Origin of the sequence: Natrarchaeobaculum aegyptiacum (assembly GCF_002156705.1) — an archaeon.
Classification (GTDB): Archaea; Halobacteriota; Halobacteria; order Halobacteriales; family Natrialbaceae; genus Natrarchaeobaculum; species Natrarchaeobaculum aegyptiacum.
This window is the reverse complement of sequence record NZ_CP019893.1, coordinates 1-25,453: the sequence shown is the minus strand read 5'-3', so window position 1 is coordinate 25,453 and position 25,453 is coordinate 1. Positions and strand designations below refer to the sequence as shown.

General features: G+C 62.0%; 22 protein-coding genes. 9 read left to right on the top strand and 13 right to left on the bottom strand.

All coding sequences use genetic code 11. The features are described 5' to 3' along the window. The first annotated feature begins 6 nt into the window (after positions 1-6). The 4 genes from B1756_RS00105 to B1756_RS19745 all read left to right on the top strand — a co-directional run bounded on the left by B1756_RS00105 (position 7) and on the right by B1756_RS19745 (position 3,685). Positions 7-1,203, top strand: a complete 1,197-nt coding sequence (locus B1756_RS00105) for an ABC transporter ATP-binding protein (protein WP_086886699.1) — start codon at positions 7-9, stop codon at positions 1,201-1,203. Between the two features lie 92 nt (positions 1,204-1,295). Beyond that, positions 1,296-2,357 carry a Gfo/Idh/MocA family protein gene (locus B1756_RS00100; RefSeq protein ID WP_086886698.1) on the top strand — a complete coding sequence of 354 codons (1,062 nt, stop codon included), beginning with the start codon at positions 1,296-1,298 and terminating at the stop codon, positions 2,355-2,357. A 196-nt stretch (positions 2,358-2,553) separates the two neighbouring features. Next, positions 2,554-3,006, top strand: a complete 453-nt coding sequence (locus B1756_RS19750) for a helix-turn-helix domain-containing protein (RefSeq protein ID WP_228434423.1) — start codon at positions 2,554-2,556, stop codon at positions 3,004-3,006. After that, positions 2,987-3,685 (top strand): IS630 family transposase, encoded by a 699-nt coding sequence (locus B1756_RS19745; RefSeq protein ID WP_228434639.1) that lies wholly within the window; start codon positions 2,987-2,989, stop codon positions 3,683-3,685. The genes B1756_RS19750 and B1756_RS19745 overlap by 20 nt, the downstream gene beginning before the upstream one ends. 378 nt (positions 3,686-4,063) lie before the next feature. Here B1756_RS19745 and B1756_RS00090 read toward each other — a convergent pair whose 3' ends face one another. The 4 genes from B1756_RS00090 to B1756_RS00075 form a co-directional block, all read right to left on the bottom strand. Continuing rightward, positions 4,064-5,755 carry a PGF-pre-PGF domain-containing protein gene (locus tag B1756_RS00090; protein ID WP_228434422.1) on the bottom strand — a complete coding sequence of 564 codons (1,692 nt, stop codon included), beginning with the start codon at positions 5,753-5,755 and terminating at the stop codon, positions 4,064-4,066. A gap of 93 nt (positions 5,756-5,848) precedes the next feature. After that, positions 5,849-8,638, bottom strand: a complete 2,790-nt coding sequence (locus B1756_RS00085) for a hypothetical protein (protein WP_228434421.1) — start codon at positions 8,636-8,638, stop codon at positions 5,849-5,851. Between the two features lie 240 nt (positions 8,639-8,878). Continuing rightward, a complete protein-coding gene (locus tag B1756_RS00080) occupies positions 8,879-9,499 on the bottom strand; it encodes a hypothetical protein (RefSeq protein WP_086886696.1) in 621 nt (206 codons plus the stop codon). Positions 9,500-9,778: 279 nt separating this feature from the next. Further along, the gene (locus B1756_RS00075; protein ID WP_086886695.1) at positions 9,779-11,047 is read right to left on the bottom strand and encodes an FAD/NAD(P)-binding protein; all 1,269 of its coding nucleotides are present in this window, start codon (positions 11,045-11,047) and stop codon (positions 9,779-9,781) included. A gap of 104 nt (positions 11,048-11,151) precedes the next feature. Between B1756_RS00075 and B1756_RS00070 the strand changes: the two genes are divergently transcribed. From B1756_RS00070 to B1756_RS00055, 4 genes are read left to right on the top strand one after another with little or no spacing between them, the layout of a single operon-like run. Beyond that, complete coding sequence (locus B1756_RS00070; protein WP_086886694.1) at positions 11,152-12,426, top strand: GTP-binding protein; 1,275 nt, start codon at positions 11,152-11,154, stop codon at positions 12,424-12,426. Further along, entirely contained in the window at positions 12,395-12,631 is a 237-nt protein-coding gene (locus B1756_RS20300; protein ID WP_422656508.1) for a DUF7511 domain-containing protein, read from the top strand. Before B1756_RS00070 ends, B1756_RS20300 begins: the two co-directional genes overlap by 32 nt. 18 nt (positions 12,632-12,649) lie before the next feature. Beyond that, positions 12,650-12,907 carry a hypothetical protein gene (locus B1756_RS00060; RefSeq protein ID WP_086886693.1) on the top strand — a complete coding sequence of 86 codons (258 nt, stop codon included), beginning with the start codon at positions 12,650-12,652 and terminating at the stop codon, positions 12,905-12,907. Then, positions 12,904-13,098, top strand: a complete 195-nt coding sequence (locus tag B1756_RS00055; RefSeq protein ID WP_086886692.1) for a 30S ribosomal protein S14 — start codon at positions 12,904-12,906, stop codon at positions 13,096-13,098. Before B1756_RS00060 ends, B1756_RS00055 begins: the two co-directional genes overlap by 4 nt. A gap of 244 nt (positions 13,099-13,342) precedes the next feature. Here B1756_RS00055 and B1756_RS00050 read toward each other — a convergent pair whose 3' ends face one another. The 4 genes from B1756_RS00050 to B1756_RS00035 all read right to left on the bottom strand — a co-directional run bounded on the left by B1756_RS00050 (position 13,343) and on the right by B1756_RS00035 (position 18,049). Next, positions 13,343-13,639: a HalOD1 output domain-containing protein gene (locus B1756_RS00050; RefSeq protein WP_086886691.1), complete on the bottom strand. Its 297-nt coding sequence runs from the start codon at positions 13,637-13,639 to the stop codon at positions 13,343-13,345. Positions 13,640-13,719: 80 nt separating this feature from the next. Then, positions 13,720-15,150: a cryptochrome/photolyase family protein gene (locus tag B1756_RS00045; RefSeq protein WP_086886690.1), complete on the bottom strand. Its 1,431-nt coding sequence runs from the start codon at positions 15,148-15,150 to the stop codon at positions 13,720-13,722. A gap of 62 nt (positions 15,151-15,212) precedes the next feature. Next, a complete protein-coding gene (locus B1756_RS00040) occupies positions 15,213-16,088 on the bottom strand; it encodes a phosphatase PAP2 family protein (RefSeq protein ID WP_086886689.1) in 876 nt (291 codons plus the stop codon). 197 nt (positions 16,089-16,285) lie between these two features. Then, positions 16,286-18,049: an ABC transporter substrate-binding protein gene (locus tag B1756_RS00035; RefSeq protein ID WP_086889965.1), complete on the bottom strand. Its 1,764-nt coding sequence runs from the start codon at positions 18,047-18,049 to the stop codon at positions 16,286-16,288. Between the two features lie 370 nt (positions 18,050-18,419). On the opposite strand from B1756_RS00035, the gene B1756_RS00030 reads away from it, so the two are divergent. Beyond that, entirely contained in the window at positions 18,420-19,589 is a 1,170-nt protein-coding gene (locus B1756_RS00030; protein ID WP_086886688.1) for a tubulin/FtsZ family protein, read from the top strand. A 27-nt stretch (positions 19,590-19,616) separates the two neighbouring features. Here the strand turns inward: B1756_RS00030 and B1756_RS19280 are convergent, their stop codons facing one another. From B1756_RS19280 to B1756_RS00005, 5 genes are all read right to left on the bottom strand, one after another. Next, entirely contained in the window at positions 19,617-19,754 is a 138-nt protein-coding gene (locus tag B1756_RS19280) for a hypothetical protein (protein WP_161493131.1), read from the bottom strand. 326 nt (positions 19,755-20,080) lie between these two features. Next, positions 20,081-20,779 carry a 6-hydroxymethylpterin diphosphokinase MptE-like protein gene (locus tag B1756_RS00020; protein ID WP_086886686.1) on the bottom strand — a complete coding sequence of 233 codons (699 nt, stop codon included), beginning with the start codon at positions 20,777-20,779 and terminating at the stop codon, positions 20,081-20,083. A 257-nt stretch (positions 20,780-21,036) separates the two neighbouring features. Further along, positions 21,037-22,281 carry a dihydropteroate synthase gene (gene folP / locus B1756_RS00015; protein ID WP_086886685.1) on the bottom strand — a complete coding sequence of 415 codons (1,245 nt, stop codon included), beginning with the start codon at positions 22,279-22,281 and terminating at the stop codon, positions 21,037-21,039. Positions 22,282-22,420: 139 nt separating this feature from the next. After that, positions 22,421-23,836, bottom strand: coding sequence for an AMP-binding protein (locus B1756_RS00010; protein ID WP_086886684.1), 1,416 nt, complete (start codon positions 23,834-23,836; stop codon positions 22,421-22,423). A 178-nt stretch (positions 23,837-24,014) separates the two neighbouring features. Then, complete coding sequence (locus B1756_RS00005) at positions 24,015-25,253, bottom strand: Cdc6/Cdc18 family protein (RefSeq protein ID WP_086886683.1); 1,239 nt, start codon at positions 25,251-25,253, stop codon at positions 24,015-24,017. Between the last annotated feature and the right edge of the window lie 200 nt (positions 25,254-25,453).

Here is a 25,453-nt window from a genome sequence, read left to right as displayed (position 1 = left end):
CTCACCATGGCACGCGTCACACTCGAGAACGTCACGAAACGCTACGAGGACACCACCGCCGTCGACGACGTCAGCCTCGAGGTCGAAGACGGCGAGTTCGTCACGTTCGTCGGCCCCTCGGGCTGTGGGAAGTCGACGACGATGGAGACGGTCGCCGGCCTCACCAAACCCACTTCGGGGTCGGTATTCATCGGCGACGACGACGTCACGACCCTCGCACCCAAAGACAGGGGCGTCGCGATGGTCTTCCAGAACATCGCGCTGTTTCCCCACATGGACGTCTACGACAACGTCTCCTTCGGCCTGCAGTTGCGCAGCTACGACGACGAGGAGGTTCGCCGCCGCGTCGAACGCGCCGCAGAGATCGTCCAGCTCGAAGGAATGCTCGAGCGGATGCCCGACGAGTTATCCGGCGGTCAACGACAGCGGGTTGCGATCGCCCGGGCGATCGTCCGCAATCCGGACGTCTTCCTGATGGACGAACCGCTTGCGAACTTAGACGCCAAACTCCGAGTCCACATGCGCACCGAACTCCAGCGACTCCACCGCCAGCTCGGGACCACGATCATCTACGTCACCCACGACCAGGCCGAGGCGATGACGATGTCCGACCGCATCGCCGTCCTGAACGAGGGGCGACTCCAGCAGATCGCCCCGCCACTCGAGTGCTACAACGAGCCGGCGAACCGGTTCGTCGCTGGCTTCATCGGCTCGCCGTCGATGAACTTCTTCGAGGGGGACCTCGGACCCGACGGAATCGAACTCCCTCACGTCGACGTCGCCGTCGACCCCGATCTCGATCTGACCACTCTCGGTGACATCTCCGACGGTGATCGGATCACGCTCGGCATCCGTCCCGAGGACGTCCACCTCGTGAGCGGTGCCGACTCGCTGTCGTCGGTCACCGATCCGATCGAGGGCCGGGCCGACGTCATCGAGCCGATGGGCGACGAGATGTTCGTCTACGTGCTCCTGGCCGAGGAGGCCGACCGGTCGATGGCCGACGATCCGGCCACGGCCGAAGACCAGTTGCTCATGAGCGTCACGCCGGACACCGACGTGAGCGAGAATCAGTCCGTGGAGGTGGTCCTCGATCGCTCGAAGATCCACCTGTTCGACGCCGAAACCGGAGACGCGCTGGCACACGGCGTCACCGATCGATCGGACCAGGCCTCCGGTCCACCACCAACGGAGGCCGAGTAATTCCGTCCGGAGGCGATGGAGGGAAAGGGTTGCACTCCTAATTTGATATAGCGAACATCAATATATCGTGCGTGATCGGGGGACCAAGGGATATGGAACGACGCGACGTCAGAACCGGCATCGTCGGCCTCGGAAACATCGGCCAGTACCACGCGGAGCGATTGCTCGACCTCGGGGTTCCCCTGGTCGGCGGCATGGACGTTGCCGCCGAGGCAAGACGCCGCTTTTCCCGACGATACGACGTCGAAGTGTACGAGGACCACGAGGCGCTGTACGACGCGGTCGACGCCGTCATCGTCACGACGCCGAATCGATACCACGAACGATACGCCGTCGCAGCCTTCGAACGAGACCTCCACGTTCTCCTCGAGAAACCACTGGCACACACGCCAACGAGTGCCGAACGAATCGTCGAAGCCGCGCGAGAGTCCGATGCCTGTGGGATGGTCGGATTCAACAACCGATTCGCAAACACCGTCGAGATCATCACCGAACGCATCGCCAGCGGCGACCTCGGGACGGTCACCCACGTCGAAGCCAATTACGTCCGACGGCGCGGGATCCCCGGCCGCGGAACGTGGTTTACCCGCCAGGGAATCGCCGGTGGTGGCGCGCTCATCGACCTCGGTGTCCACGCCATCGACCTGGCGCTGTACCTCCTCGAGTACCCTGACGTCGAGGACGTCGTCGGCGTCACGCGCAGCCTCTTCGGTGCACGCGAGGACTACGCCTACCTCGAGATGTGGGCAGACGACGCCGGTCCGGCGGGGTTCGACGTCGACGACTCGGCGAGTGCGTTCATCCGCTGTAGTGACGATCGATCCGTCAGCCTCGAGGTCGCGTGGGCCACCAACCGCCCCACGTCCCACGAGTTCGTCGTCCACGGCACCGAATCGGCGGCGACGTTCGACCTGCTCGAAGGCGATCTGCGATTCTACTCGGCGAGCGACGCCGGGACGAACCACCTCGTCGATACCAGTATCGACGCCCGGGAGAACGACACCCACCGGGCCGAACTCGAGACCTTCTTCGACCACGTCACGCGCGATGAAGGGATCGACGAGAGCGTCGAACAGGCGCTCACCGTCCAGCGCGTCATCGACGCTATCTACCGCTCGAGCGAGGCCAGCCAGCCGGTGTCACTCACAGAGTGAGCTCGACGATCACATCTCGATCCCCCTCGTGTCGCCACTGCCTGTCTCAACCCGCGAACTCACTGGTCACGGCAGTTCCACACCAGTCACGACCTGCGAGATATCGGTGGGGAGCCAGCCACCAAATTAGTTGTCTGCTAGTACCGTCCCAACCGTGGACAGCTAGGTTATATCCTCTGGGCACGTATCTATAGGAATGAGCCGAAAGAAGTACACTGTCGATCTTTCTGACGAAGAACGTGCTGAACTCGAGGAGTTCGTTACGAAGGGCACACACCGAGCAGAGGACATCACCCGTGCACGGATCCTTCTGAAGGCTGACGACGGGCTCACAGATGCGGCCATCTGTGAGCACGTCGGCTGTTCGGTCGGGACACCCCATCGGGCGCGCAAAGCGTACACCGAGCGAGGGATTGCGGCGATTCATCGCCGCAAGCCCGATCGTGACTACGAGCCGAAACTCGACGGCCGAGCCGAAGCTCACCTCGTTGCACTTGCCTGCTCAGAGCCACCGGACGGCCGCACGCGCTGGACGTACGCCCTGCTCGCCGATCGTCTTGTTACTCTCGAGGAGATCGAGTTCGACTCGATCTCCGAGGAAGCTGTCCGCCAGCGTCTAAAAAAACGACCTGAAGCCACACCGCTCTGAGTACTGGCTGATTCCACCCAAAGAGAACGCCGAGTTCGTCTATCGGATGGAAACGATCCTTTCGCTGTACGAAGAACCATACGACGAGAGCCGTCCAGTCGTCTGTTTCGACGAGTCCAGCAAGGAACTTCGCAAGCAGGTCCGCGACCCGCTCCCGGCGTCACCAGGAGCGGTCGCTCGAACAGATCATCACTACGAACGCAACGGAACCCGGATGCTCCACGTTGCGACTGAGCCGTTGACCGGCCAGTGTCGCCTTCACGTGACGGAACGCCGACGAACGTCCGAGTGGATCGACTGCATGGTAGCGATCGCTAACGACTACCCGGATGCAGACCGCATCCGGGTAGTCCTGGACAACCTCAGCACGCACAATCCCGCCGCGTTCTATCGGTTCTTCCCGCCCGAAACAGCACGCGAGTATCTCGACCGGTTCGAGTTCTACTACACGCCCACGCACGGCAGCTGGCTGAATATGGCCGAACTCGTCTGGAGTTCACTCCAGAGCCAGTGTCTCAACCGCCGCATTCCCGACGCAGCGACCCTCCAGTCGGAGGTCGCTGCGTGGGAAGCCGAGCGCAATGAGGTCGATGTCACGATCAACTGGCAATTCAGAAACGAGGACGCTCGAACGAAACTACACCGACTCTATCCGACTCTCGAAGAGGCCGAGAACTAGTCACTCGACGCTTGGGAAGCTACTAGCTCACCGATCGCTGTCGGGCGAGTTGGACGGGTACAACCGCGAGTAACGCCACAGAACCGTCGAATTGCCAGACCCGGCTGCCGGACCGTCACGTCCGTCGGGCGCGTCACGTTCATCAATTCGAGACGCAGATTCACTGTCCCAGTCTGCTCGGACCTCCTGTTTTCGACGGATTCGTGGTCTACCTGACCCTGTGTTCCGACTTCGGTAAATGCCGATTTGTTGGTCCCGGTATACTCACTGTGTGACGATACTGACCGTTCGAATCCGGCGCAGTTGCTAAACTCGAGTAGTGAAATACATATTACGTATAAACTGCAAGTGATAAACGATTGTAGAATTTAGAACACTCTAATTCCTGTTCTGCTGCCCCAGATCTCCTGGACGCCATCCAAGGCGGGCGACAATCGCTCCAAGAAGCACACCAACTGCGGTTATCATCCCAAATCCGGGTATAGAGTCATCGGATTCCTCGACCGAGTCACTGTCCCCTTCGCCTTCGGGTTCGGTCTCAGGCTCGAGTTGAGAGTCCGGTTCAGGATCTGGGTCCGGCTGGGAGTCCGGTTCAGAATCCGGGTCTGATTCAGTGTCCTCTTCATGTTCGCCCTCGACCTCGGCGACGGCGAACAGTGAGAAGCCGCTGGTTTCACCGCTGAAGACGACCTTTTCGTCAGTTTCTTCTTTGACCTCAGTTGGCAACTCTTCCCAGCCACCATCGGTCTGGTGGAAGATACTCGTCTGTTCGGACTCGTTAATATCGTCAGCAGCGACACTCATCGTGACTGCCGCAGGTGTGTCTTCCCCGCCATCGTCACCGACGGTGATTCGGGCGACGGTGCTAACAGTTACCTCAGGCGTGTCGACGTCTGCAGTAGCATTGTCATCGGCATCTGTCTCTTCGCCATCCTCCTCCACGTCCTTTTGGATATTTTCGGTGAGGTACTGTTTGATTGACGCTGTCGTGGTTTCGACGACTTCGTCGTTCTCGGTGTACTCCTCGATGCTCACCGACTCCACGTAATCCGCAAGTACAATCTCTTCGACACTCTCGGTTTCATCACCGGTGCCGACAGTGATATTTTCGTCACTCCCGTCAGCATCTTCATCGATCTCGATTTCTGCTTTACCATCTGGTTCAGCCTCGTCGACCGTCTCAACCACATCTTCGACGGTGACTTCCTCGTCATCCGTCTCGTCTTCTTCCTCGTCTTCCTCGTCTTCCTCTTCTTGATCGTCTTCTCGACCGCTGGCCGGTCCTGTGACGTCGCCGTCTTCGGTAACTTCGATATCGAAGACTCCGTCGGATGGTGTCTCGACCTCCATGTATCCGTCAAGCGATGGACACTCATCCACGTCTCCAGTTTCGAGAACGGTTCCGTCGGTGGGCGACAGGTCGGCACCGGCCTGATAGAAGACCCACGAGTCGAGGCCAGGGTACACATCGTGCTCGTTGTTATCGAACCGGATGTATCCCTCGTCACCCTCGTAGGTGACCTCCCAGATGACGTGATCTTTTACAACCACGGGTGCATCGTCAGGTGAGTTGCCCGCTTCGAGCGGTGTGCGCTCGTCGTATTCCCCATGAGTGCATGCGTGATCGTTATCGATGTCTGTTTCGATGAGGAACTCGACAGTTCCGGAGCCGACATCTGTATCATCGCCGTCGTCGCCGCTACCGCCGTTTCCATCATCCCCATTGTCCGGGCTGTCGTCGAACGTCCCGGCAGGGAACGTGAGGTCTTGTTCGCTCAGTCCGGGCGCTAAATCGACTGGATCCTCGAGCGCTGCCGGACCTGATGCATCTTCGACGCGGAACGATACTTCATTCCCCGCAGCGCTATCTAGACTCAGTTTTTCGTCGAAGGCATCGGGGCCACCGTACTCACCTGCGGTTTCGACGGCAATTTGCCCCTCAACCTCTCCCTCAACGACAGCAACGATCGTCGTCCCACTGTCTGCAGCATTCCCATCTTCATCGACGGCTTCACCGTAGAAACTTGCCGGTGGGCCCGGTGGATCGCCCTGTGCGGCTGCAACAGTCATACCACCAGCTGTGGCTACGAATCCGACAACGATTGCAATGACGAGTAATCTGAAGTATTTCATGAAAATGTGAGTTATGGACTTTCGGTCAGTTTATTCGTCCGTTCCGTGGAGAATATCCGACCGGTCAACTGGATCGTAGTTCGGTCTGACGATCCCACGGTCGGTTCGCTCGGGATCATCGACGTACACCCAGTACGTGTCAAATCCAGCGATCGATGCCGATGGGTCTAGCTGTGTCCGCTGCTCGTAGTCGAAGACCGTGACACCGTCGGCAGCCGGATCGACGTTCACCAGGTCCTTCTCGAGGGTTCGAGTCCCATCGTCCTCACCGACTGCGAAGTTGGAACTCGCGAGGTGCCATCCGTTGGAGAGGTGGGCGTCACCCGGGGCTGGTTTGCTATCGGTCTCGAATTCGTACCCGAGTCTCGCATCATCTGCTGCCCCAATGTACAGTCCGCGGTGCATGTCATCCGGGTTAGCGATGGTGTCACCGTCGCCGTACTGTGCTCCGAGACTGACGTAACTCTGGTTGTCAGTGTCCCACCACTCGATCGTGTCAACCGATTCGGTGTGTAGGGCCGCCGGCTGTGGCAGCGATGTGGTGGTGAATCCGTTTTCGAGGGAGTGCGCTTCGTGGACGAGTTCGACCTGCGCCTCGGTCTCGGTCTCGACTCCCGCAATCTCGACCGTCGCCGGTCCGGGTTCGACGTCGTCGGCGATCGCTTCGGTGTCGATCGTCGCGTCGGAGATTTCGCCGTCGTCGATCGACACGCCGTGCGTTTGAGCGAGTACCGTCCCGTCGCGAACTAGTTGAACCGTTGCCTCGTCGTCATCGATAGTGGCTCCATCCGCATCGGTGAGTCCGTCAGCAGCGACCGGCAACGGCTCGTCGTCAGCAACGATACCCGCGAACTCGTTCTCTGTAGTGGTACTGTTCGCCGAAAGGTCCCTGCTGACTTGGAAGTCGATCGTCCCATCGTCTGGCGTTTCAACCTTAATATATTCTTCGAGAGTATCGGTTTCAACCCCCTCAACTTCACCGCGTTCGAGAACCTCTGCGTTAACGGGTTCTGCTTCGCCGTCAGCGATATAGAAGACCCACGAGTCGAGGCCAGGATAAATATCGTGTCCGTCACTGTCGTACGTGACGTAGCCTGCAGTCCCGTCATATGTGACGTTCCAGATGACGTGATCATCCACTAGCACTGGGCCGTCACCGGGTGCAGCACCAGCGTCGAGCGCCGTCCGCCCATCGTATAGCCCGTGGGTTGCAGCATGGCCGTGGTCGACATTCGTCTCTACAAGGAACTTGACCCCTGGTGGCACGTCTACATCGACACTCGCCACAGGAGTCTCATACTCGACGCCATCCGCGTCGCGGATCTGGAACGTGACATCGGCTGTGCCACTACCTTCACCATCCAGTACAACGCTGTCTCCATGCTCATCAATACTTAGCAGTTCTGCAGCGGCATCGTCGTCAGGCTCAACTCCGACCTCGTAGGGAGAGTCGGAACCGAGCTCAATTTCGTTCCCGTGCTCGTCTTCAGCAGTAGCAGTAAGCGTAACAGCGACAAAGCGATCATCAAACGGTGGCTCTTCGATAGCGGGAAGCTCACCATCCCACTCGCCTCCATCTATCGAGGCGACTGTCTCACCGTCTTGGTGAAGTTCGAAGGTGCTGACCTCCTCGAACTCGGTCTCGTCCTCGTCGTGTTCGACTTCGACCGCTATCGAGGGCGTCTCGTACTCGACGTGGCCGTCGTGGACGAGCTGGAAGACGACCTCAGTGTGGCCTTCCTCTTCGCCCTCGATGTGGACGTGGTCGCCGTGCTCGTGGAAGGTGACGACATCTTCCTCAGCTTCGTCGGCGAGTTCGATCCCGAGCGAGTATTCCTCGTCGCTCAGGTCGATCTCCTCACCGTCGGCATCCTCGATGTTCGCACCGAGTGAGACGTCCGCTCCCTCGTCGACGTGCGGCAGTTCGTCGTGCCAGTGGTCGCCGTGGACGTACGCAGCCACTTCGTCCGTGCTGCGGTCAACGATTTCGAACTCCTCGATCTCGTCACCGACGGCCTCCTCGACGGTCGTGCTGTCGGTGTCGAGTTCGTTCTCCTGACTATCGCTTTCGTACAGCGTTGCGGTAACGTCCTCTCCGTCGTTGAGGTCGAAGCCAGCGTCGACAACGTCAACGGTGAGCGTTTCCCCGTCGCCGACTGAGTCGTAGGTTTCCCCGTTATCCTGGCCGTCCTCGACGAGCACGACCCCGTCAGTGAGCTCCGTGTAGTCCGACGTCGTCACGTCGAAGCTCTCGTCGTCAGCGTTGATGTCGTCCTCGACGTTGATCTCTCCGGCAGCGTCGTCGACTTCTTCGTATTCATCGCTCGTGATCTGCAGATCGAACACTCCGTCTTCGGGCGTGGAAACATTGGCGTAGTTATCGAGGCCACACTCAGGCACGTCTCCAGTCTCCAGAACCTCGCCGTCGGTGGGCTCTAGGTCAGCGTCAGCGTAGTAGAAGACCCACGAGTCGAGGCCAGGGTACGATTCGTGCTCAGTGTTGTCGAACCGAACGAATCCCTCGCCCCCGTCGGTGGTGACGTTCCAGATGACGTGATCGTCCGTTACGACAGGTGCGTCTTCGGGTGAGTCACCCGCATCGAGCGCTGTCCTGTTGTCTGCTTCGTCATGTGTACATGCATGATCGTTATCGACATTTGTTTCGATGAGCAATTCAGGACCCTCAGCCTCTTCGGGCGGCACGTCGCCTACGGCACCAACCCCACCGACGAGTGTGGCACTGCCAATTACCAGTGCGACGAGCAAGATCGCTCCACATTTGAGTGTCTGCCGGCCTACCTGTTGGTTATCGAGAGTCATTACAATAACAACGTGGCTTTAACTGTTTAAAGATATTATGATTTGGAGGTCTTTTAATATTGGCTTGGACTAATTATCATTCGAGAAGAGTTACTGCCCACGATGCACACGGGCGAACAGCCACCGCTAGCGAAACGTGCTCGTTCTCGAGGCTGGCCGTACAGAGAGCGCTGGGAGAGCCGCGTTCTGACTCGTCGATCGACCGTCGTGACGACAACGACGGACTCCGCAGTTAAGCGGTCACTCCAGGGTGGTCACCTCGAGGACGATCTGGCCGTCGTCGGGTTCGACCTGGAGATATTCGTCCAACTTACTACAGTCCTCGTCTGGAACGGTGTCCTGTACGAGTTCGGTTCCGTCGACAGGGGTGGCCGAACCACCGGCTGTGTAGAAGACGATCGGTCCGCCGTGGGCGTGTGCGTCCGCATCGAACCGAACGTATCCACTATCGCCGTCGTACGTGACATCCCAGATGACGTGTGTGTGGCTCTCGGTTGGAGATTCCTCGACCGAATCACCAGCCTCGAGCGGCGTTCGGTCGTCGTACTCGGCATGAAAGCACGCGTGATCGTGGTCGACGCTCGCTTCGGCCAGCAGTTCCAGTGACTGCGTCTCTGGGTTCGATCCAGCCACCGCCTCGTCGGTCTCGTCGTCTTCGTCCTGGTCTTCGTCGGCACGCTCCGATGGTTCGTCTGGAGCTGATTCGTCCGCAGTGTCGGTTTCGTCTGGCTGCTCCGGTGTCTGCTCGAGATCGTCTTCGTCGTCGGGTGCTTCCGCTGGTGAATCTGCGGTACACCCGGCAATCGTGATCGATAGCGCACCGGCACCCACTTTGAGTGCTCGCCGTCGTGTTAGATCCATGATCGATACTCCCGCCGATTGCGTAAAATTGTTATTATCTGAATTGGTTTTAATATCTCTCGGGCAAGATGTCAGGCAGACTGGGGAGGGGGATGCGACGCCAGTACACTGTGGGCGTCCCAGCGGACGTCGGTCACGATCTGTCGCAGCAGCTTGCAGCGCGCCACTGCTTTCCAGTGTGAGCACCGGCACTATCCCTTCTGAACGGTGATTCCGCGATGTTTGAGACCGACGGCAGGGACGTCCGTCGTCCGGTTCGCGGCCATCCCGTGTGGTGGATCAATCGAACGGTTCCGGTGTGGGTATCGAATCGTCCACCCCATCGTTTCCGGGCCGTCGAAGCCGCCGAGCAATAGCAGCCGTAATCCGATCACCGGCCCGTCTGGCTCCCGGAATGTTGGGCGCATACGGACCCACCGATCCCATCGCGAGCGCTCCAGAAACGTACAGCGGGACGAATCGGCCGTCATCGGATCGCCAGGCGAGCGTCTCGTCGTCGAGGACAGGGATCCCTCGATGCCCGCGGACCATCTCGAGTCGCTCGGCGATTCGGTCGACGAACGGGTGTTCGAACACCGGCTCGAATCCAGTCGCGAGAACGACACGATCACCCAGTACCTCGAGCCCGTGGTCGAGGGACAGTCGGACGGTGCCGTCGTCGACCGTCGCAGACTCGACGTCCCCCTGTGAGAGCGTGAGTACGCCGTCGTCGATTCGGTCAGCGACCTCCTCGTAGAAGTAGGGTGGAACGGTCGCCGTATTTCGAGCGTCGGAGACGAGATCGAGTCGCTCGCTCGAGCCGGGTGGAAGCGTGTGGAGGTTGTGTTTGACGTGCTCCCAGTTGATCCACGGCGGAGCCGCTTCCGAAACCTCCCACTCGAGCGGGTGTCGTGAGAGCAGGGCAACGGACTGGGTCTCGCTCAGCGCACACGCGAGTTGCGCGGCCGTGATACCGCCACCGACGACGATCGTTCGATCGGCCGACGCGTCGGGTTCGAATCCCTCCCAGACGTGCTCGACCTCGTCGAGACCGGTCGCCCACGCAGGCCAGCGATACTGGTTACCGTGGCCGATCGCCAGCACGCAGTGGTCGGTCTCGATGGGACCCGCGCTCGTCTCGAGCCGGAGCCCCGTCGTTCCGGGGCGTTCGTGAATCCCGTCCACGGTGGCTCGACGGTGCAACGACTCGAGGTGTTTGCGTTCGATCACGGCGTCCGAATAGTCCAGAAAGAGGTCGAGCGAGGGTCGCGGCGGGTAGTCCACCGTCGGAACGAGTTCGCTTTCCCGTTCGTTCGCTTCGGCGAACCGCTCGAGACCGAACGGATCGGTGCCGACGTGGTGAACGAACGACGATCGAAGTCCCTTCATACGGCACGACTTCGCCTTCTCGCGGAACGATGCCAGTAATCGGTCGTGAGGATCGACGATGAGGACATCGGACGGCTCGAGTGGAGTGTCTTCGAGAAGTCGCTGAGCCAGGTGCGTCCCGTGGATTCCACCGCCGACGATGGTACAGCTAACCGTGTGAGTCGAATTGTCTGTCGTCATAGAGAGTCCATCGCGTTGGTACTCGTCGAAACGCCCCAGGCATTAATAAGAAAATCGAACTAGATAATAATATATATCAGGTTTGAGTCCGTGGTTGATACCACATGGAGGCAAAGACGATCCCCGTGACAGTGCTATCCGGGACGCTCGGTGCCGGAAAGACGACCACACTCAACCACGTATTGCGGGAGAGCGGCGACCGCGATCTCGCCGTCCTCGTCAACGACATGGGCGAGGTGAACGTCGACGCGGACCTCGTCGCCGAATCGTCCGACATCTCTGCCGAGGAAGAAGAACTGGTCGAACTCTCGAACGGCTGTATCTGCTGTGAACTGCGCGGTGACCTGCTCGATGCGATCGGTGAACTCACTCGCGACCGGGAATTCGACGGTATCGTCGTCGAATCGACTGGCGTTGCCGAACCGTTGCCAGTCGCCCAGACGCTCACACTCGGGTTCGACCAGTCGGACCTCGATCCCACCGAATTCTACGAGGAGACGGGCATCGAACCCCTCGAGAACTGCCACCTCGACACGACGGTGACGGTCGTCGATGCCCACCAGTTTCACGAGGCGATGCAGTCTGACGAGATCCTCGACGACGACGGAACGAAAAAACACCTCGGCGACCTGCTCGTCGAACAGGTGGAGTTCTGTGACGTCTTGCTGTTGAACAAGTGTGACCTCGTCGACGAGGCGACGCTCGTCGAGATCGAGGCAACGCTCGAGACGTTACAGCCTCGAGCCGAGATCGTGCGGACGACGCACGGTAGGATCGACGTCGACGAGATCGTCGACACTGGCCGGTTCGATTTCGAGGACGCGAGCCGATCGGCTGGCTGGATTCAGGAACTTCAGGAGCCTCACGAATCGGCCGAAGAAGAACACGGCGTGACCTCGTTCGTCTTCGAGGCGCGGCGACCGTTCCATCCCGAGCGGTTCGCCGACTTCCTTGATTCGTTCCCAGACGACGTCGTTCGCTCGAAGGGCCACTTCTGGCTCGCCGGCCGAGAGGAGATGGCGCTGATGTTCAACGTGGCCGGACAGTCGATTCGCGTCGCTCCTGCCGGGAACTGGATCGCGACACTGCCGCCCGAGGAACGCGAGGCGCAGTTCGAGGCCCATCCCGAACTGGAAGAGACGTGGGACGACGAATGGGGCGATCGAGGCACCCGATTGGTCGTCATCGGGACCGAGATGGATCACGAATCGATCCGCAATCACTTCGAACTGTGTTTGCTCACCGACGAGGAGATGGACGCCGACTGGGGGGCATTCGAGGACCGCTTCCCGACGTTCGAGCAACCACCAGACGCAGCCGACGACGAACTGGACGATCCCGAATCCAATGGGCAAGAAGAAATCGGAATCGCGGATTGACCGCTACCACCCGACCGATCACACGGGTCCGGGAGGCTCGTCGGCTGCTGCCCACCCGGCAGCCGAGTGTCGCGCGATCGTCGAGCCGTCGGATTCGGATCCAGACCTGTGTACGATCTACTCTGTCGCACCTGAAGATTCCCTGACGACAGCATGGCTTTCGGCTCAGGAAGGCTCGTACTGCACGCTCGAAGAACACCGCTAACGACCACACCCACAACCAATGTCGACAGCATTCCAGACGGCAGTCACGAAGAACGTTTCACGACCGCAACGCTACGAGGCAATCGATTCACTCGCGCAGGATGGTGAGACGACGAATCTCGCTATTCTCGTCCAGATGAGTGGGCTCCGGGGAGAGTTCCGTCGGCACGCCCTCAACGCCCTTGCAGACTGCAACGCGACGACGGTGCTCGAGGAGCTCGCGTCGGATACGACGGTGGATCCGTCCTTGCGTCGAAGGGCGAAGGAGCTGACATGACGACCGATTCGACCGAACCAACGAGCGAGTCAGCCGACGGTGGCGACTCGAACGATGGACGGACAGGCAACCAGCGCGTCTGTAGAGATACGGGCCGCGAACAGGGACTGATCGGCAAGTACGATATCTGGCTGTGTCGGCAGTCGTTTCGAGAGATGGCCCGGGATATGGGCTTTCGAAAGTACGACTGACCGGCAGCGTCTCTTCTTCGAACGAACGTCTCGGTGGGTTCTCGAGGGCCGGCTCCGTACTGACGCGAATTTAATATAGCATGATATGATTTATTTGCCCTGCCTCAGTCGCCGAGGTGACGAGTGTACAATTCCAAAAACAGCGTCATCGTTCGCTGAGACGATTGGATTTCGAGGAGCGAGAGACTTCCGCACAGCGCAGTCGCCGGTCGACTGGGTACCCCAGCGGACGCAGTTGACAATCTCACTCGCCAATTCGACGTTCGGACGGGTCGCCTGGATCCGACACCCAAACGCGCCCGTCCGGAGACACGACGACGTCGTACCCCTCGTACTCGAATCGAACGTGAACACCGGGTGCATCCGGTGAGCCGACGAGTCGATCCAGCGCCTCGGGGTTGACGACCGCGTAGAGTGGGTCGTAGGCCGGGGGTTCGATCTCGGTCACGTCGACCCCTTCGCGTTCGGCGACGGCCTCGACGATCGCTCGAGACGGCTCGACGTCGCGGTCGGGAACCGGAGATTCGTCTGGAGGGCGCATGTCAGTTGGTATCCCACCAGCACGGATAAGGATACTGCCGGGTTGCAGCGGCCGAATTCGTTCGCAGGAAGCCGAGCGCTTCACTCTCCACGAGCCCGCTCGAACGCCTCGATAGCACGTGTTCGGCCCGCGGCGTGGTCGACGATCGGGTCGGGATAGTCGGGGGCCAGCCGATCTCGGTCGGCCTGTTCGAGTTCGGGCCAGTCGTGAATCGCGTCGGTGGGGACGTCCTCGAGTTCCGGGACGTACCGGCGGACGTACTCGCCGTCCGGGTCGTACTCCTGGCACTGTGAGATGGGGTTGAACACCCGGAAGTACGGCTGGGCGTCGGTACCGGTCGAGGCCGCCCACTGCCAGCCGCCGACGTCGTTGGCCGTGTCGTGATCCGCGAGGTGCCGTCTGAACCAGTCGTAGCCATGCCGCCAGTCGAGCAGCAGGTGCTTCGTGAGAAAGGAGGCGACGAGCATGCGAACCCGGTTGTGCATCCACGCCTCCTCGCGAAGCTGGCGCATTCCGGCGTCGACGATCGGAAACCCCGTCCGGCCGTGCTTCCAGGCCTCGAGTGCCTCGGTGTCGTCTCGCCACGGGATCTCGTCCGGATACGGATCGAAGTCCTCGGTGACGATTTCGGGGTTGAACGCGAGGACGTGTGCGTAAAACTCCCGCCAGGCGAGTTGGCGCTGGAACGCGGTCACAGACTCCCGTTGACCATCTCCGGCACGATCGGCGGCCCGCTCGGTCGCGGCCCACACGTCACGGACACCGATGGTACCCCACGCGAGGTGAATCGAGAGTCGAGACGTTCCCCCTGCAGCAGGCAGGTCACGAACGTCGGCGTACTGGTAGATCGGTCCGTCACAGAACGTCTCGAGTCGCGTCCGTGCTGCAGCAGGCGTTACCGTCGGGAGACTCGCTTCCGGTGATTCGAATCCCAGCTCCGTACGCGACGGGAGGGTGCCGGTTTCGACACCCCCGATCTCGTCGCCGTCGGTACCGACGGTAGCCAGCAGGTCTGCCTCGGGGGGAGCGACCGGATCGCGCTTGTCCCGATCGCGCCACTTCTTCCAGAAGTACGAAAAGACCTGATAGTGCGTCCCCTCGTTCGGCGTGATCGATCCCGGTTCGTGACAGATCGCGTCGTGGACCGACTCCCAGGTGACGTCGTCGTCCTCGAGCGCCGCCACGACGGCCCGGTCCCGGTCGGCTGCGAGGCCGCTGTAGTCGCGGTTCCAGACGACCCGCTCGGAACCCACGTCGGCGGCGACACCCGGGACGACCGCGCTCGCCTTGCCGCGGCGAATCACCAGGTCGCTCCCGAGGTCCCGATACCGCTCTCGAAGTGCACCCACCGCCTCGAGCAGACACGCCACGCGGACCGGGCTCGCGTGCTCGAGGACGGTCGGATCGAGTACGAAAAGCGGAACGATGGGGTCTTCGGACCGCTCGAGTGCCCGCTCGAGGCCGCGGTTGTCATCGAGTCGGAGATCACGACGATGCCAGAAGACGGTCATGTACGTGACCAGACCGACCGCTTACAAAAGGGTCCGGCCAAACGACGTGTGGGACAGCTTTCTCACTCGCTGTCGGGTCGTCGTCTGGCGTCCCGGATGGCGTCGACGTACGTGCGAGCACCGCCGAGGATCCGCTTGAAGGTATAGTGGCGACCGATATAGACGCTCACCAGCGCGAGGGCGGTTCCCGCGACGACGTCCGAGAACCAGTGGATTCCGAGGTACATCGTCGAGAGGACGACGCTGATCGCGAGGACGCCGGAGACGGGAAGCCAGACCGGATACTTCTGTCGGGAGTGCCACGCAAGGAACAGGACCGTCATCGACAGTGAGGTGTGTAACGACGGGAAGACGTTCGTCGGCTGGTTCACCTGGTTGGTCAGCAGGCGCGACTGCGGGAACGCGTCGTAGAGCAACCCCTCGAAGAGTATCGGATCGAAATTTCGGGGCCCGTATGCGATAAAGAGGATGTAACAACACAGCCCGATGGCGTAGTTCGCCGTGAACGCGAGGATCAACGTCGAGAGGTCGTCCATCTCCTCGAGTGCAAAGTACGCGAGAAACGGGAACAACAGCAAGAACGCGTAGCCGTAGATGTAGACGAAGACGAAGAACGTCGTCACCTCCGGCGACGAAAACGACTGGAGGACACTCACCGGGTTCGCCGGGAAGATCGCGTCTTCGATCCCGAACAGGTACGGCGTGATGTTCTGCCCGATAACCCGCCACTCGAGTCGCGTCGTCACGTCGACGGTCGACCAGCGGATCAGGAGGACGACCGCGAGGATCATAAGCGGCGGGGCACATCGCTCGAACCGCCACCGTGGGTCGCGACTCGCTTCGGCCAGTCGGCGGGGGCCGATGATGACGAGCCCGGCGGTAACGAGCATCGCCGCGACCACGACCGCGAGTTCGACCACGACGGTCAGCAGGGACATTCCGTACGTAGAGGCTAGGGGAGAGGATTTACTAATAGGGATCGGTACCCCGGACCACGTCTCCGTGCGCACACGAACCCCGGGAGCGTCGTGTACCCGGTTGTCGCGACTGATGTACTCTGGGTTCGTCGGCCGACGGGTGATCGTCGATCACCTGACTCGTCGGTTCCAGATCGCCGGAGCGGCGGTCACGAGGTTCACTCGAGCAGCGAGTCGTTCTCGTATCGGTAGCCGATCTCTTCGAACATCGCCCGCACCCGTTCGGATCGTATCTCACCGTCCGACCCGGGAAACTCCGCAATCGGAGATTCACCTGCCTCGTCGCCGACTCGCGGTGGGATCCCAACGAGGGACTCGATCGCGGTCGGTGGATCGGCGTATCCCGACAGCAGTTCGGAGACGACGTGTTGTCTGTCGACCAGTCGCGAAAAGATGCGGCGAAATCGCGGATTGCCGAGTTGCGGGTGGTGATGGTTGTACCCGATCACGTAGAACGACGCCGTCCGGTTACCGACGACCTCGACGCCGGGCTCGCCGATCACCGTCTCGAGTGCGCTCGGCGGTACCGCTCCCGCCGTGACGTCGACGTCACCCTCGACGAGGCCCTCGATCATCGACGCGGCGTTCGGATAGATCTGAAACCGAATGCCGGCGTACTGGGGAAAGCCATCGAGCACGGCTGGCCGAGCGGCGGACCCGGTTCTGAGGACGTGATCGTCGAACGGCTCGAGTTCGATCTCGTCTTCGGTCACCTCCGTGAGGACGTACATCCCGGACCCGACCGGATCTTCGTTGTCGTCGACGAGCGCCTCGGTCTGGTGTTCGGCGATCACCGTCGACCGTGGGTCCCAGACGTGCTCCGGCAGAATCGGGCACGTGAGAGCGCTAGTAGCCGCCGATCTGACCGTCGTCGAAAAGTCGATCTCGAGCGTGCGCGGTCCGATCACGTCCATCGAATCGACGAGCGTCTGTCTGGTTCGATACCGCGGCGCCGGGACGCCCCCCTCGACGTCACCGAGGGAAGTATCGTCGAGGAATCGCCACGTAAACTCGACGTCGTTCGCGTCGAGGCGTTCCCCGTCGTGCCACGTCAGCCCCTCACGGAGTCGAACGCGGGCTCGCTGTCGCCCGTCGGTCTCCCAGGAAATCTCGTCGGCGAGCCAGAGTTCGTACTCGGGGTCGTTCGGGTCCGACCCGTCCTCGGCTGGGACCTGCCGAACCAGCGGATCGTACACCAGATCGAGTAATCCCTCGATCCGGTTGCGGTCGACGACGATCGGGTTGAGCCGCTCGGTCAGGCCGTCACCGTAGACGCCAACGACGAGTGGCTCGCTGCGTGAGCCGTCGACGGGTTCGGTGGCGACGAGTTCGAGGAACTCGGTCGCCCGGCGTGGCGAAACTGGGGCGTCGACGTCGGTCCGTGCACCACCGACCTGGTGTGGGAAGGCGACGGTCGTGTACGGAATCGTCTCGTTCAGGTACTCGAAGAGTTCCGTAAGCGCCGACTCTCGCGTGTCCTCCTGCAGTTGCGCCTCGAGTAGCTCGTCGACCGTGACGTCAGAGAAGTGAAAGGGGTTCTGCCAGCCGCGCTCGGTCACGAAATCGGAGTGGAGCAACCCACGGAGCGCGTCGACTTCGCCGAACCCCGGATGTCGGAAAACCACGACGTCGTAGTCACCCTCGAGGAGCACGTCGCGGTAGAGTTCTGCCTCCGCGACGGGTTCGTGAACGGCGTTGATCCCCGCCTCCTGGCAGTTGCTCCGCAGCTGACTGAGTATCTTGGCGGCGATGGCGTCGTCGTCCGCCGGAAGGGTCTTGATCGTCACCTGGACCTGTTGTGGCCCCGTATCTTCGGCCCGCGACCACAATCGCTCGGTGCACCCGGCCAGTCCGCCGACGCCGATCGCGAATGCGCCCCCGAGAAACCCTCGTCTCGACGGCGTCGACCGACCCTCTTCCATACCACGGCCGTAGGCCATCGTCCTGTATAGGAGTTTCTGAACCTGCAGGCCGACGACGAGGTGCCCCACGGCCCGACGCGACCGATCCCGACCGAATCACGAGGTAGTCCGTGACTACTCACCCACCGGGACTGTTATGGGTTCGTGAACGTTCGGCGATCGAGTATATGTTGGCCATAACAATGCCATCGACTGGACACCGTCGTCACGTGGCATCCGTTCCCACTCGGCCGAACGCGACGGTTTGCACGCAGTTACTGGCCGTTCGGGGCCAGATACTGTGCGTTCACGACGGCGTACTCGGCGCTCTCGGACGCCGAGGAACGCGCCCGCAGCCGTCGACCGAGGGGACCGGCCACGAGAGACAACCATGAAACTCGCACTCATCGGTTTTGGTCAGGCAGGCGGGAAAGTCGTCGACTCGTTCATCGAGTTCGACGAACGAATCGGTGGCGGCTTCGTCGAATCGGCGATCGCCGTCAACTCAGCGACGACGGACCTGCACGGACTCGAGAACGTTCCGCGAGCGAACCGCGTCCTGGTCGGACAGGCACGTGTGAAAGGCCACGGCGTCGGCGCGGACAACGAACTCGGCGCCCAGGTGACCGAACAGGACGTCGACGAGATCCAGGAGGCGATCGACAGGATCGCCGCCTACGAAGTCGACGCCTTCCTCATCGTCGCCGGTATGGGCGGCGGAACGGGCTCGGGCGGCGCTCCAGTCCTCGCCGAACACTTACAGCGGATCTACAACCAGCCGGTCTACGGCCTCGGTATCCTCCCGGCGACCGACGAGGGTGGAATCTACACCCTGAACGCCGCCCGCTCGTTCCAGACGTTCGTCCGTGAGGTCGACAGTTTGCTCGTCTTCGACAACGACGTCTGGCGCAGCGCTGGCGAGTCCGTCGCCGACGGCTACGGTCGCATCAACCGCGAGATCGCCGAGCGATTCGGCCTTCTCTTTGCGGCCGGCGAAGTCGGTCACGACGATCACGTCGCCGAGAGCGTCGTCGACTCCTCGGAGATCATCAACACACTGAACGACGGCGGCGTCGCAACCGTGGGCTACGCTCGCGAGACGGTCGAAGACACACAGGGCGGCCTGCTCTCTTCGCTCCGGTCGGGCGACGAGGAGGGCTTCGACGAGGGACAGTCGACGACCCGCCTGACGAGCCTCGTCCGGAAGGCAACCCTCGGTCGGCTGACCCTGCCCTGTGACGTCGGCAGCGCCGAACGCGGCCTCGTGGTCGCTACCGGCCCGCCGGAGGAACTCAACCGCAAGGGAATCGAACGCGGCCGCCAGTGGCTCGAGGGCGAGACCGGGAGTATGGAGATCCGCGGTGGTGACTTCCCACTTCCCCATCGCGACGAGGTCGGCTCGATCGTCCTCCTCTCCGGGGTGACCGACGTCCCTCGCATCGAAAAACTCCAGCAGGTCGCGATCGATGCCAAACACCGCACCGACGAACTCCAGGCGTCGGCCGACGAGGAGTTCGCCTCCCTCGTCGACACCGGCGGCGAACTCGACGCCCTCTTCTGAGCCCGCTGTCGCAGGCCCTCACGAGACTCACGCGGCCGTTCCCGCTGACGCGTCCTCTTCACACGCGCGAACTTCCCACGCGATCACCAGCAGTCGCTCTGCGGTCCCACGGCGACCAGCAGCCGCCTCTCGCTCGAGTACCTTCCGATCAGTCTCGAGTGGCACGCACAGAACAACGAGTGACTCGAGACAGTCATTTTTCGTGTCAATCACGGTAACCAGAGAATAACGAACAGTGACAGTAGTGGGACGGTGGATATGCGACGTTCCACACGCTCGAGTCGAACGCGACGATCGAGACCGACGACGGTTCGCGAGACGATCTCTGCGGTCCTCTTTCGCTCGTCCGAGCCGGCGACCGTCGAGGAGTGTCGGCGGTGCGGGACGACGGTCGATCCGACGACTTCGTGCTGTCCGAACTGCGGCCGGGACGACATCGTAACGCACCGGATCCGCTGACGATCCTTTTTCGAGCTGACGTTCCGTGACGGTTACTCGAGCGGGAGCGCACTCGCGTCGATGCCGTCGCGTCTCCCATCGAGGACGTCGAACCGCTCACCGCGTCGACGCTCGAGCCAGAAGAGCAACCGTTCGGCCCACTCGAGTTTGCGCCCTTTCGGCGCGGAGACGGTCGAGTCGTCGAAATCCCAGCCGGCGAACTGCAGGCGGGCCGCACCGAGGTGGTCGGCGAGAAACGCCGCCCGGTCACCGTCGGTGAACCCGCCGACGTTCCGGACCGGACCGACGGGTTCGACCTGCGTGGTCGGCAGGACGAACGCGTCGTCACACTGGGGAACCACCGACTCCACCGCCTGCAGGTTATCGCCATGAGCGTGGACGGCGACCGGCGTCCCCCGCACGGTGAGCCTGACGACTGTCTCCGGGTTCTTGTCGAGGTCGGTTACCATGCAATCGACGTCGACGCCTGCGTCCTCGAGCCGGTCGACGGCCGTCGAGGCAGCGATCACCTGGTCGGCCCCGGCCGCACGCTCGAGTGCGTCGTCGTCCTCGAGCGACGGGCCAGCGCCGGCGATCACGACTGTCGCGTCCCGGACGCCGTCGAGTCGTGCCAGATCGAACGGCCCGGTCAGTTCGGCCAGTCGGTCTCGAGCCCGTTCGTCGCCCGCCCGGGGGTAGCCGAAGTCGCGTCGGATCGCCTCGTAGACCGGTTCCCACTCCTCGTACTCCATACGTCCCCTCGGGTGGCCGTCACCTTGGGAATTGGCATCTCGAGTGGCGTACGACGTGCGTCTGACGGTCACGCGGCTCGTCGACGGACGTTTCTGCTCTCGGAACTGTCTGTCACGGTTACCAGCGTCGCCACTCTGGAGCGTTGTACCCCAATAATTCCGTGTTGTGGGCCGGGATTCGCCTCCAAAGTACCCCTACCCGGGAGGCCGCCCGGCGTCCACTCCTCCATTTCGAAGCCTATGGTATAAGCTTTCTCTTACTGTAGCAGGCTTGCAAGTACCGAACCCACCGCCGGCAGGCCTTTCGAATCGTTCTCGTCGGCTTTCGTGGTGGTTTCGGGACCGTCCTCGAGTCGCCGTGCGACCGTCTCGAGGGAGTCGACGGGGCCACTCACGAGCCCCCTGTCTCCCGAGACGTGGGTGACGAACACCGGGGACTGACCGTCGCCAGCGGGGTCGCCGACGACCGACTCGAGTCCCGCCCACTCCGCGGCAGAAAGGCCCTCGAGTTCGACGGTCACCTGGTGGGTAGTGGTTGCCAGGTCCGGGTCGACGCCCCGTTGCTCGAGGTGCTTCCTGAGGTCCCGCGTCGAGTGGACGTCCAGCCGTGTGGCTGAAACGCCCTCGACACTCGCCCGCGATCGTTCGGTGAATGCGTCGCCGATCAGCGCCGCGTCGCGCGTTTCGGCGACGTCGTGGGTCCGGATCACGTGTGCGCCGCGTTCGACGGCCATCGAGGTCGCAGCGAGGCTGACCGGGAGCCGCTCGTCGGTCTCGCGGCCTGCCACGTCACCGAGGAAGTTCTTGCGGTTGATCGAGACGAGCATCGGCCGCCCGAGCGCGCGGAACTCCCGGAGCCGTCGGAACGTCTCCCGGTCGTCTGCGAGCGTCTGGGCCTCACTCCAGCCACCGAATGCCGGATCGACGATCGTCTTGTCCGTCAGGCCGTTCTGTGTGAGCGCCTCGTACACCTGATCGACGTAGTCCGCCCGTTCGGCCCACTCGGGAGACTTCCGGGCGGCCCAGTCGGTCTCCTCGACGGCACCCGGCCGCTCGAGATCCGGTGGACTCGCCATCTTCGCCACCGCGACGTCGTACTCCTCACAGACGACGGGCATCTCGGGATCGGCGAACCCGCAGATGTCGTTGACCATGTCGAACCCCTGGTCGAGGGCCGCCTCGGCGACCTCGGCGTAGCGGGTTTCGATCGAGAAGACCGCGTCGCCGGAGACGCTCTCGATGGTGTCGACGGCGACGTGCAACCGCTCGAGTTCCTCCGCTGCAGAGAGCACCTCGAAGCGCTTGTTCGCCGACTCGAGACCGATGTCGACGATGTCTGCCCCCTCGTCGATCAGTTCCTCGTCGACGTACCGGGCGGCGTCGCCGGGGTCGTCGTAGACGCTCGGATCGTACGGTGACTCCTCACTGACGTTCAACACGCCCATGATCCGGGGCGGGTACTCGTCGCCGATTCCGAGCCCCGCCGCGTCGACGCTGTGCATAGTTCGTCTGAGGAGCAGAGGTTAAAAGGCACCACGGTCGAGGCAGTACGGCCACCAGTCGAACGAAACACCATCCACAGGGCGACTTGCGGTCTGCTCGCACGGTCTCCCGGCCGTTTCCTATAGTAGCCACTGCACGTCAGTGCACACCTGATCGCCAGACGAATCGGCGATCAGTGTGTGAATCGTTGCAGTCGTTACTATACTCGGTGGCCGCTCCCTCGAGCGAGACACCGAGTATCCCCGGCCTGACCCACTGCCGCCCGTCGAGGGCGTCGATTCGCGTCCCGTCCGTGTCAATTTGTGTCCCGTCCGCGTCGGTTCGCAGTTCACTCCCATCGTCCTCGGTTCGCAGTTCACTCCCATCGTCCTCGGTTCGCGGTTCACTCCCATCGTCCTCGGTTCGCGGTTCACTCCCATCGTCTCGGCGCACGCATTTCGTTGCTCCCGCGGGGGTTGCAACGGCGATTTCTGTCCCTCTGTCGGTGTCGATCGACCGGACGTCGACCTCCGGAAGCGGCCGAACGGTCCCGTCGTCGGCCGGCTCCCCCTCGAGAACGGACCCACTCGCGTGAACGATCCCGGTCGCCGGATCGCCGTACAGCCGACGGACGCCATCCGTGTCCAGTGCCACTCCGGACTCGCCTCGAGCCCCCTCCGTCACGAGTCGGCCGGCAGGGACACTCGACAGCGACTCGAGGACGAGACAGGCTATCGGTAAGTCCTCGAGCGTGTCGAGCGCGTCGGCCTGTTCCCGCGTGAGGATCGTTCGAGCGGCGTCGCCCGTCACGCAGCGTGCCCTGACCCGTTCGAGATCCCACGGACCGATGGGTTCGTACCGACCGCCCGCGAGGATCGTGGCCAGCGCGCCGACCCCGAACTCGAGCGGGCACGTGATCGGGCGAAGTCCAAGGTGCGACTCTACCGACCCGATCGACCGCCCCACGTCTGCAGCGCCAGCCAATGCCTCGTGATCGAAGCAGAGTCCCTCGAGTCGCTCCGACGGAACCCGAGGGCGATCGATCGACGGGATCCGGTGCGCTCGGTCGACGAAGGCGATCAGCGCGAGGTCGTCGTCGGACTGTTTGACCACGTCGATCCCCGTCCGTGAGCCTGCACTGTTCATCCCGTCGTTCTCGAGAAACGTCGACAGGTCGACGCCCATCCGCGCCTCCCGCCCGACGACGACCGCGACGCGAACGGATTCGGCCCGGTTGAGGACGGCCATGATCCGATCGGCGTCGGTCACGAGGGCGCGTGCCTCGACCGCGTCGACCACGTCGGCGACCCCATTCGGATCGGTTCCGGGCGGTATCGCAACCGGGACGCAGCCGGTGCGCAGCGCACCGAAAACGGCCACGAGAAACGCTCGAGCGTCTTCGAGGTGGAGTGCGATCGCGTCGCCGGCGACAATTCCACGATCCTGCAACCCGCCGGCGAACCGATCGGTCTGCGACCAGAGCGTTCCGAAATCCACCGGCTCGTCTCCCCCGATGGCCGTTGCCGACTGGTTGGCCATCACCGTATCCTGTAATTTCGTGACGATGTTCACCATCGCCCAGACGTCTCGATCGGCGATACGTGAACGTTCACTTTAATCCAATAGAAGTATTCAATCGTCGTTTGATACATTGGACGACCTAGAGGTTGGGACGGTCGTCCAGATCACGGTCTGTCGGGGCGAACCGGGAGCGATCACGAACGAACTTCGCCATCAGAGTCGGACCGACTGTTCAAGACGACCGCGTCGCCTCGTCGAGCACCGCGAGCCGCGAATCGCGCAGGAGCACTTTCTTGACGATCGACGGATTCTCGAGCAGGCGATGTTTCGCGTGGGCACCACGGCCGCGCCCGCGTCCTTCGCGCTCGGACTGGATCACGTTCAGGAAGTTCTGCTCCTGCAGAATCTCCTGGACGCGTCGTTCCGAGAGGACGTCGAACTCGAGTTGTCCCGCAATCTCCTTGTACTGGTTGTAGATGATCTTCGTCGGGAACTCCTTCTGGGTGCTGTTCTCGGTGAGCAGCGTCAGCGCGTAGAGAATCGCCTTCGCCTGCTGTGGGGAGCCCTCGATCAGTTCGTTGAACCGGTCGGCTTCGGTCTTCTCCTTTGCGTCGCGGACGTGGTCGGCCACGACCCGGCTCGCGTTCTGCTTCTTGGCGATTCGGCCGGCGTTCCGGAGGATGTCGATCGCCTTGCGTGCGTCACCGTGTTCCTGTGCTGCGAGGGCCGCGGTGAGCGGAATCACGTCGTCGGCGAGGACACCGTCGTGGAACGCGTCGCGCCGCTTCTCGAGGATTTCGACCAGCTGATTCGCGTCGTACGGCGAGAAGACGAGTTCGTCCCGCGAGAGACTTGACTTGACGCGCTCGGAGAGGTGATCGGGGAAGTCGATCTTGTTCGAGATGCCGATGATGCCGATGCTCGAGGTCGAAATACGGCGGTTCTCGCCCGCACGCGAGAGTTTTCTGAGCACCTCGTCGTCCTCGAGCATATCGATCTCGTCCAGGATGACGATGGTCACGTCGGTACAGCGGTCGACAGCCTGCCAGAGACGCTTGTAGTAGTCGCCGGTTCCCAGCCCGCGGTCCGGAATCGAGATGCCGCTGGCTGACGGTTCGTTGACGATCTGAGCGATCGTCTTGATGATCGAGGCCTCGGTGTTCTGCTCACCGCAGTCGATGAAGGCGTACTTCACCGTGACGCCGTCGCGTCCGGCCTCGGAGATCACGCGCTTCGTGACCGACCGCGAAATGAGTGATTTGCCGGTTCCCGTCTTTCCGAAGATGAACAGGTGATTGGGTTCGCTCCCGAAAATCGCAGGGTTCAGGGCGTCCGCAACCCGCTGCATCTGGTCGTCGCGTCCGACGATTCGGTCCGGACCGGGCAGGTGCGTGATCTCGAGCAACCGCTCGTCGGCAAAGACCGGATCGTCGTACCGAAAGAGTGGATCACGATCGTCGTTCGCGGACATTGCAGTATCGCGTGGCTTCCGAGTGGACCCCCTTAAGCGTATGGAGATCGATCGCGGGTGTAAATTCGACGTGTTAGCGGCTCGAGACGGTTTGATTCGAGCCGTTGGCTGAATTATTGATGAACGGCATCCCTCGCGTGTCTATCTTCGACGAACGCGCACCCACACCCCCGTCGCGGGTGTAACGGGGTGGAGGAAGG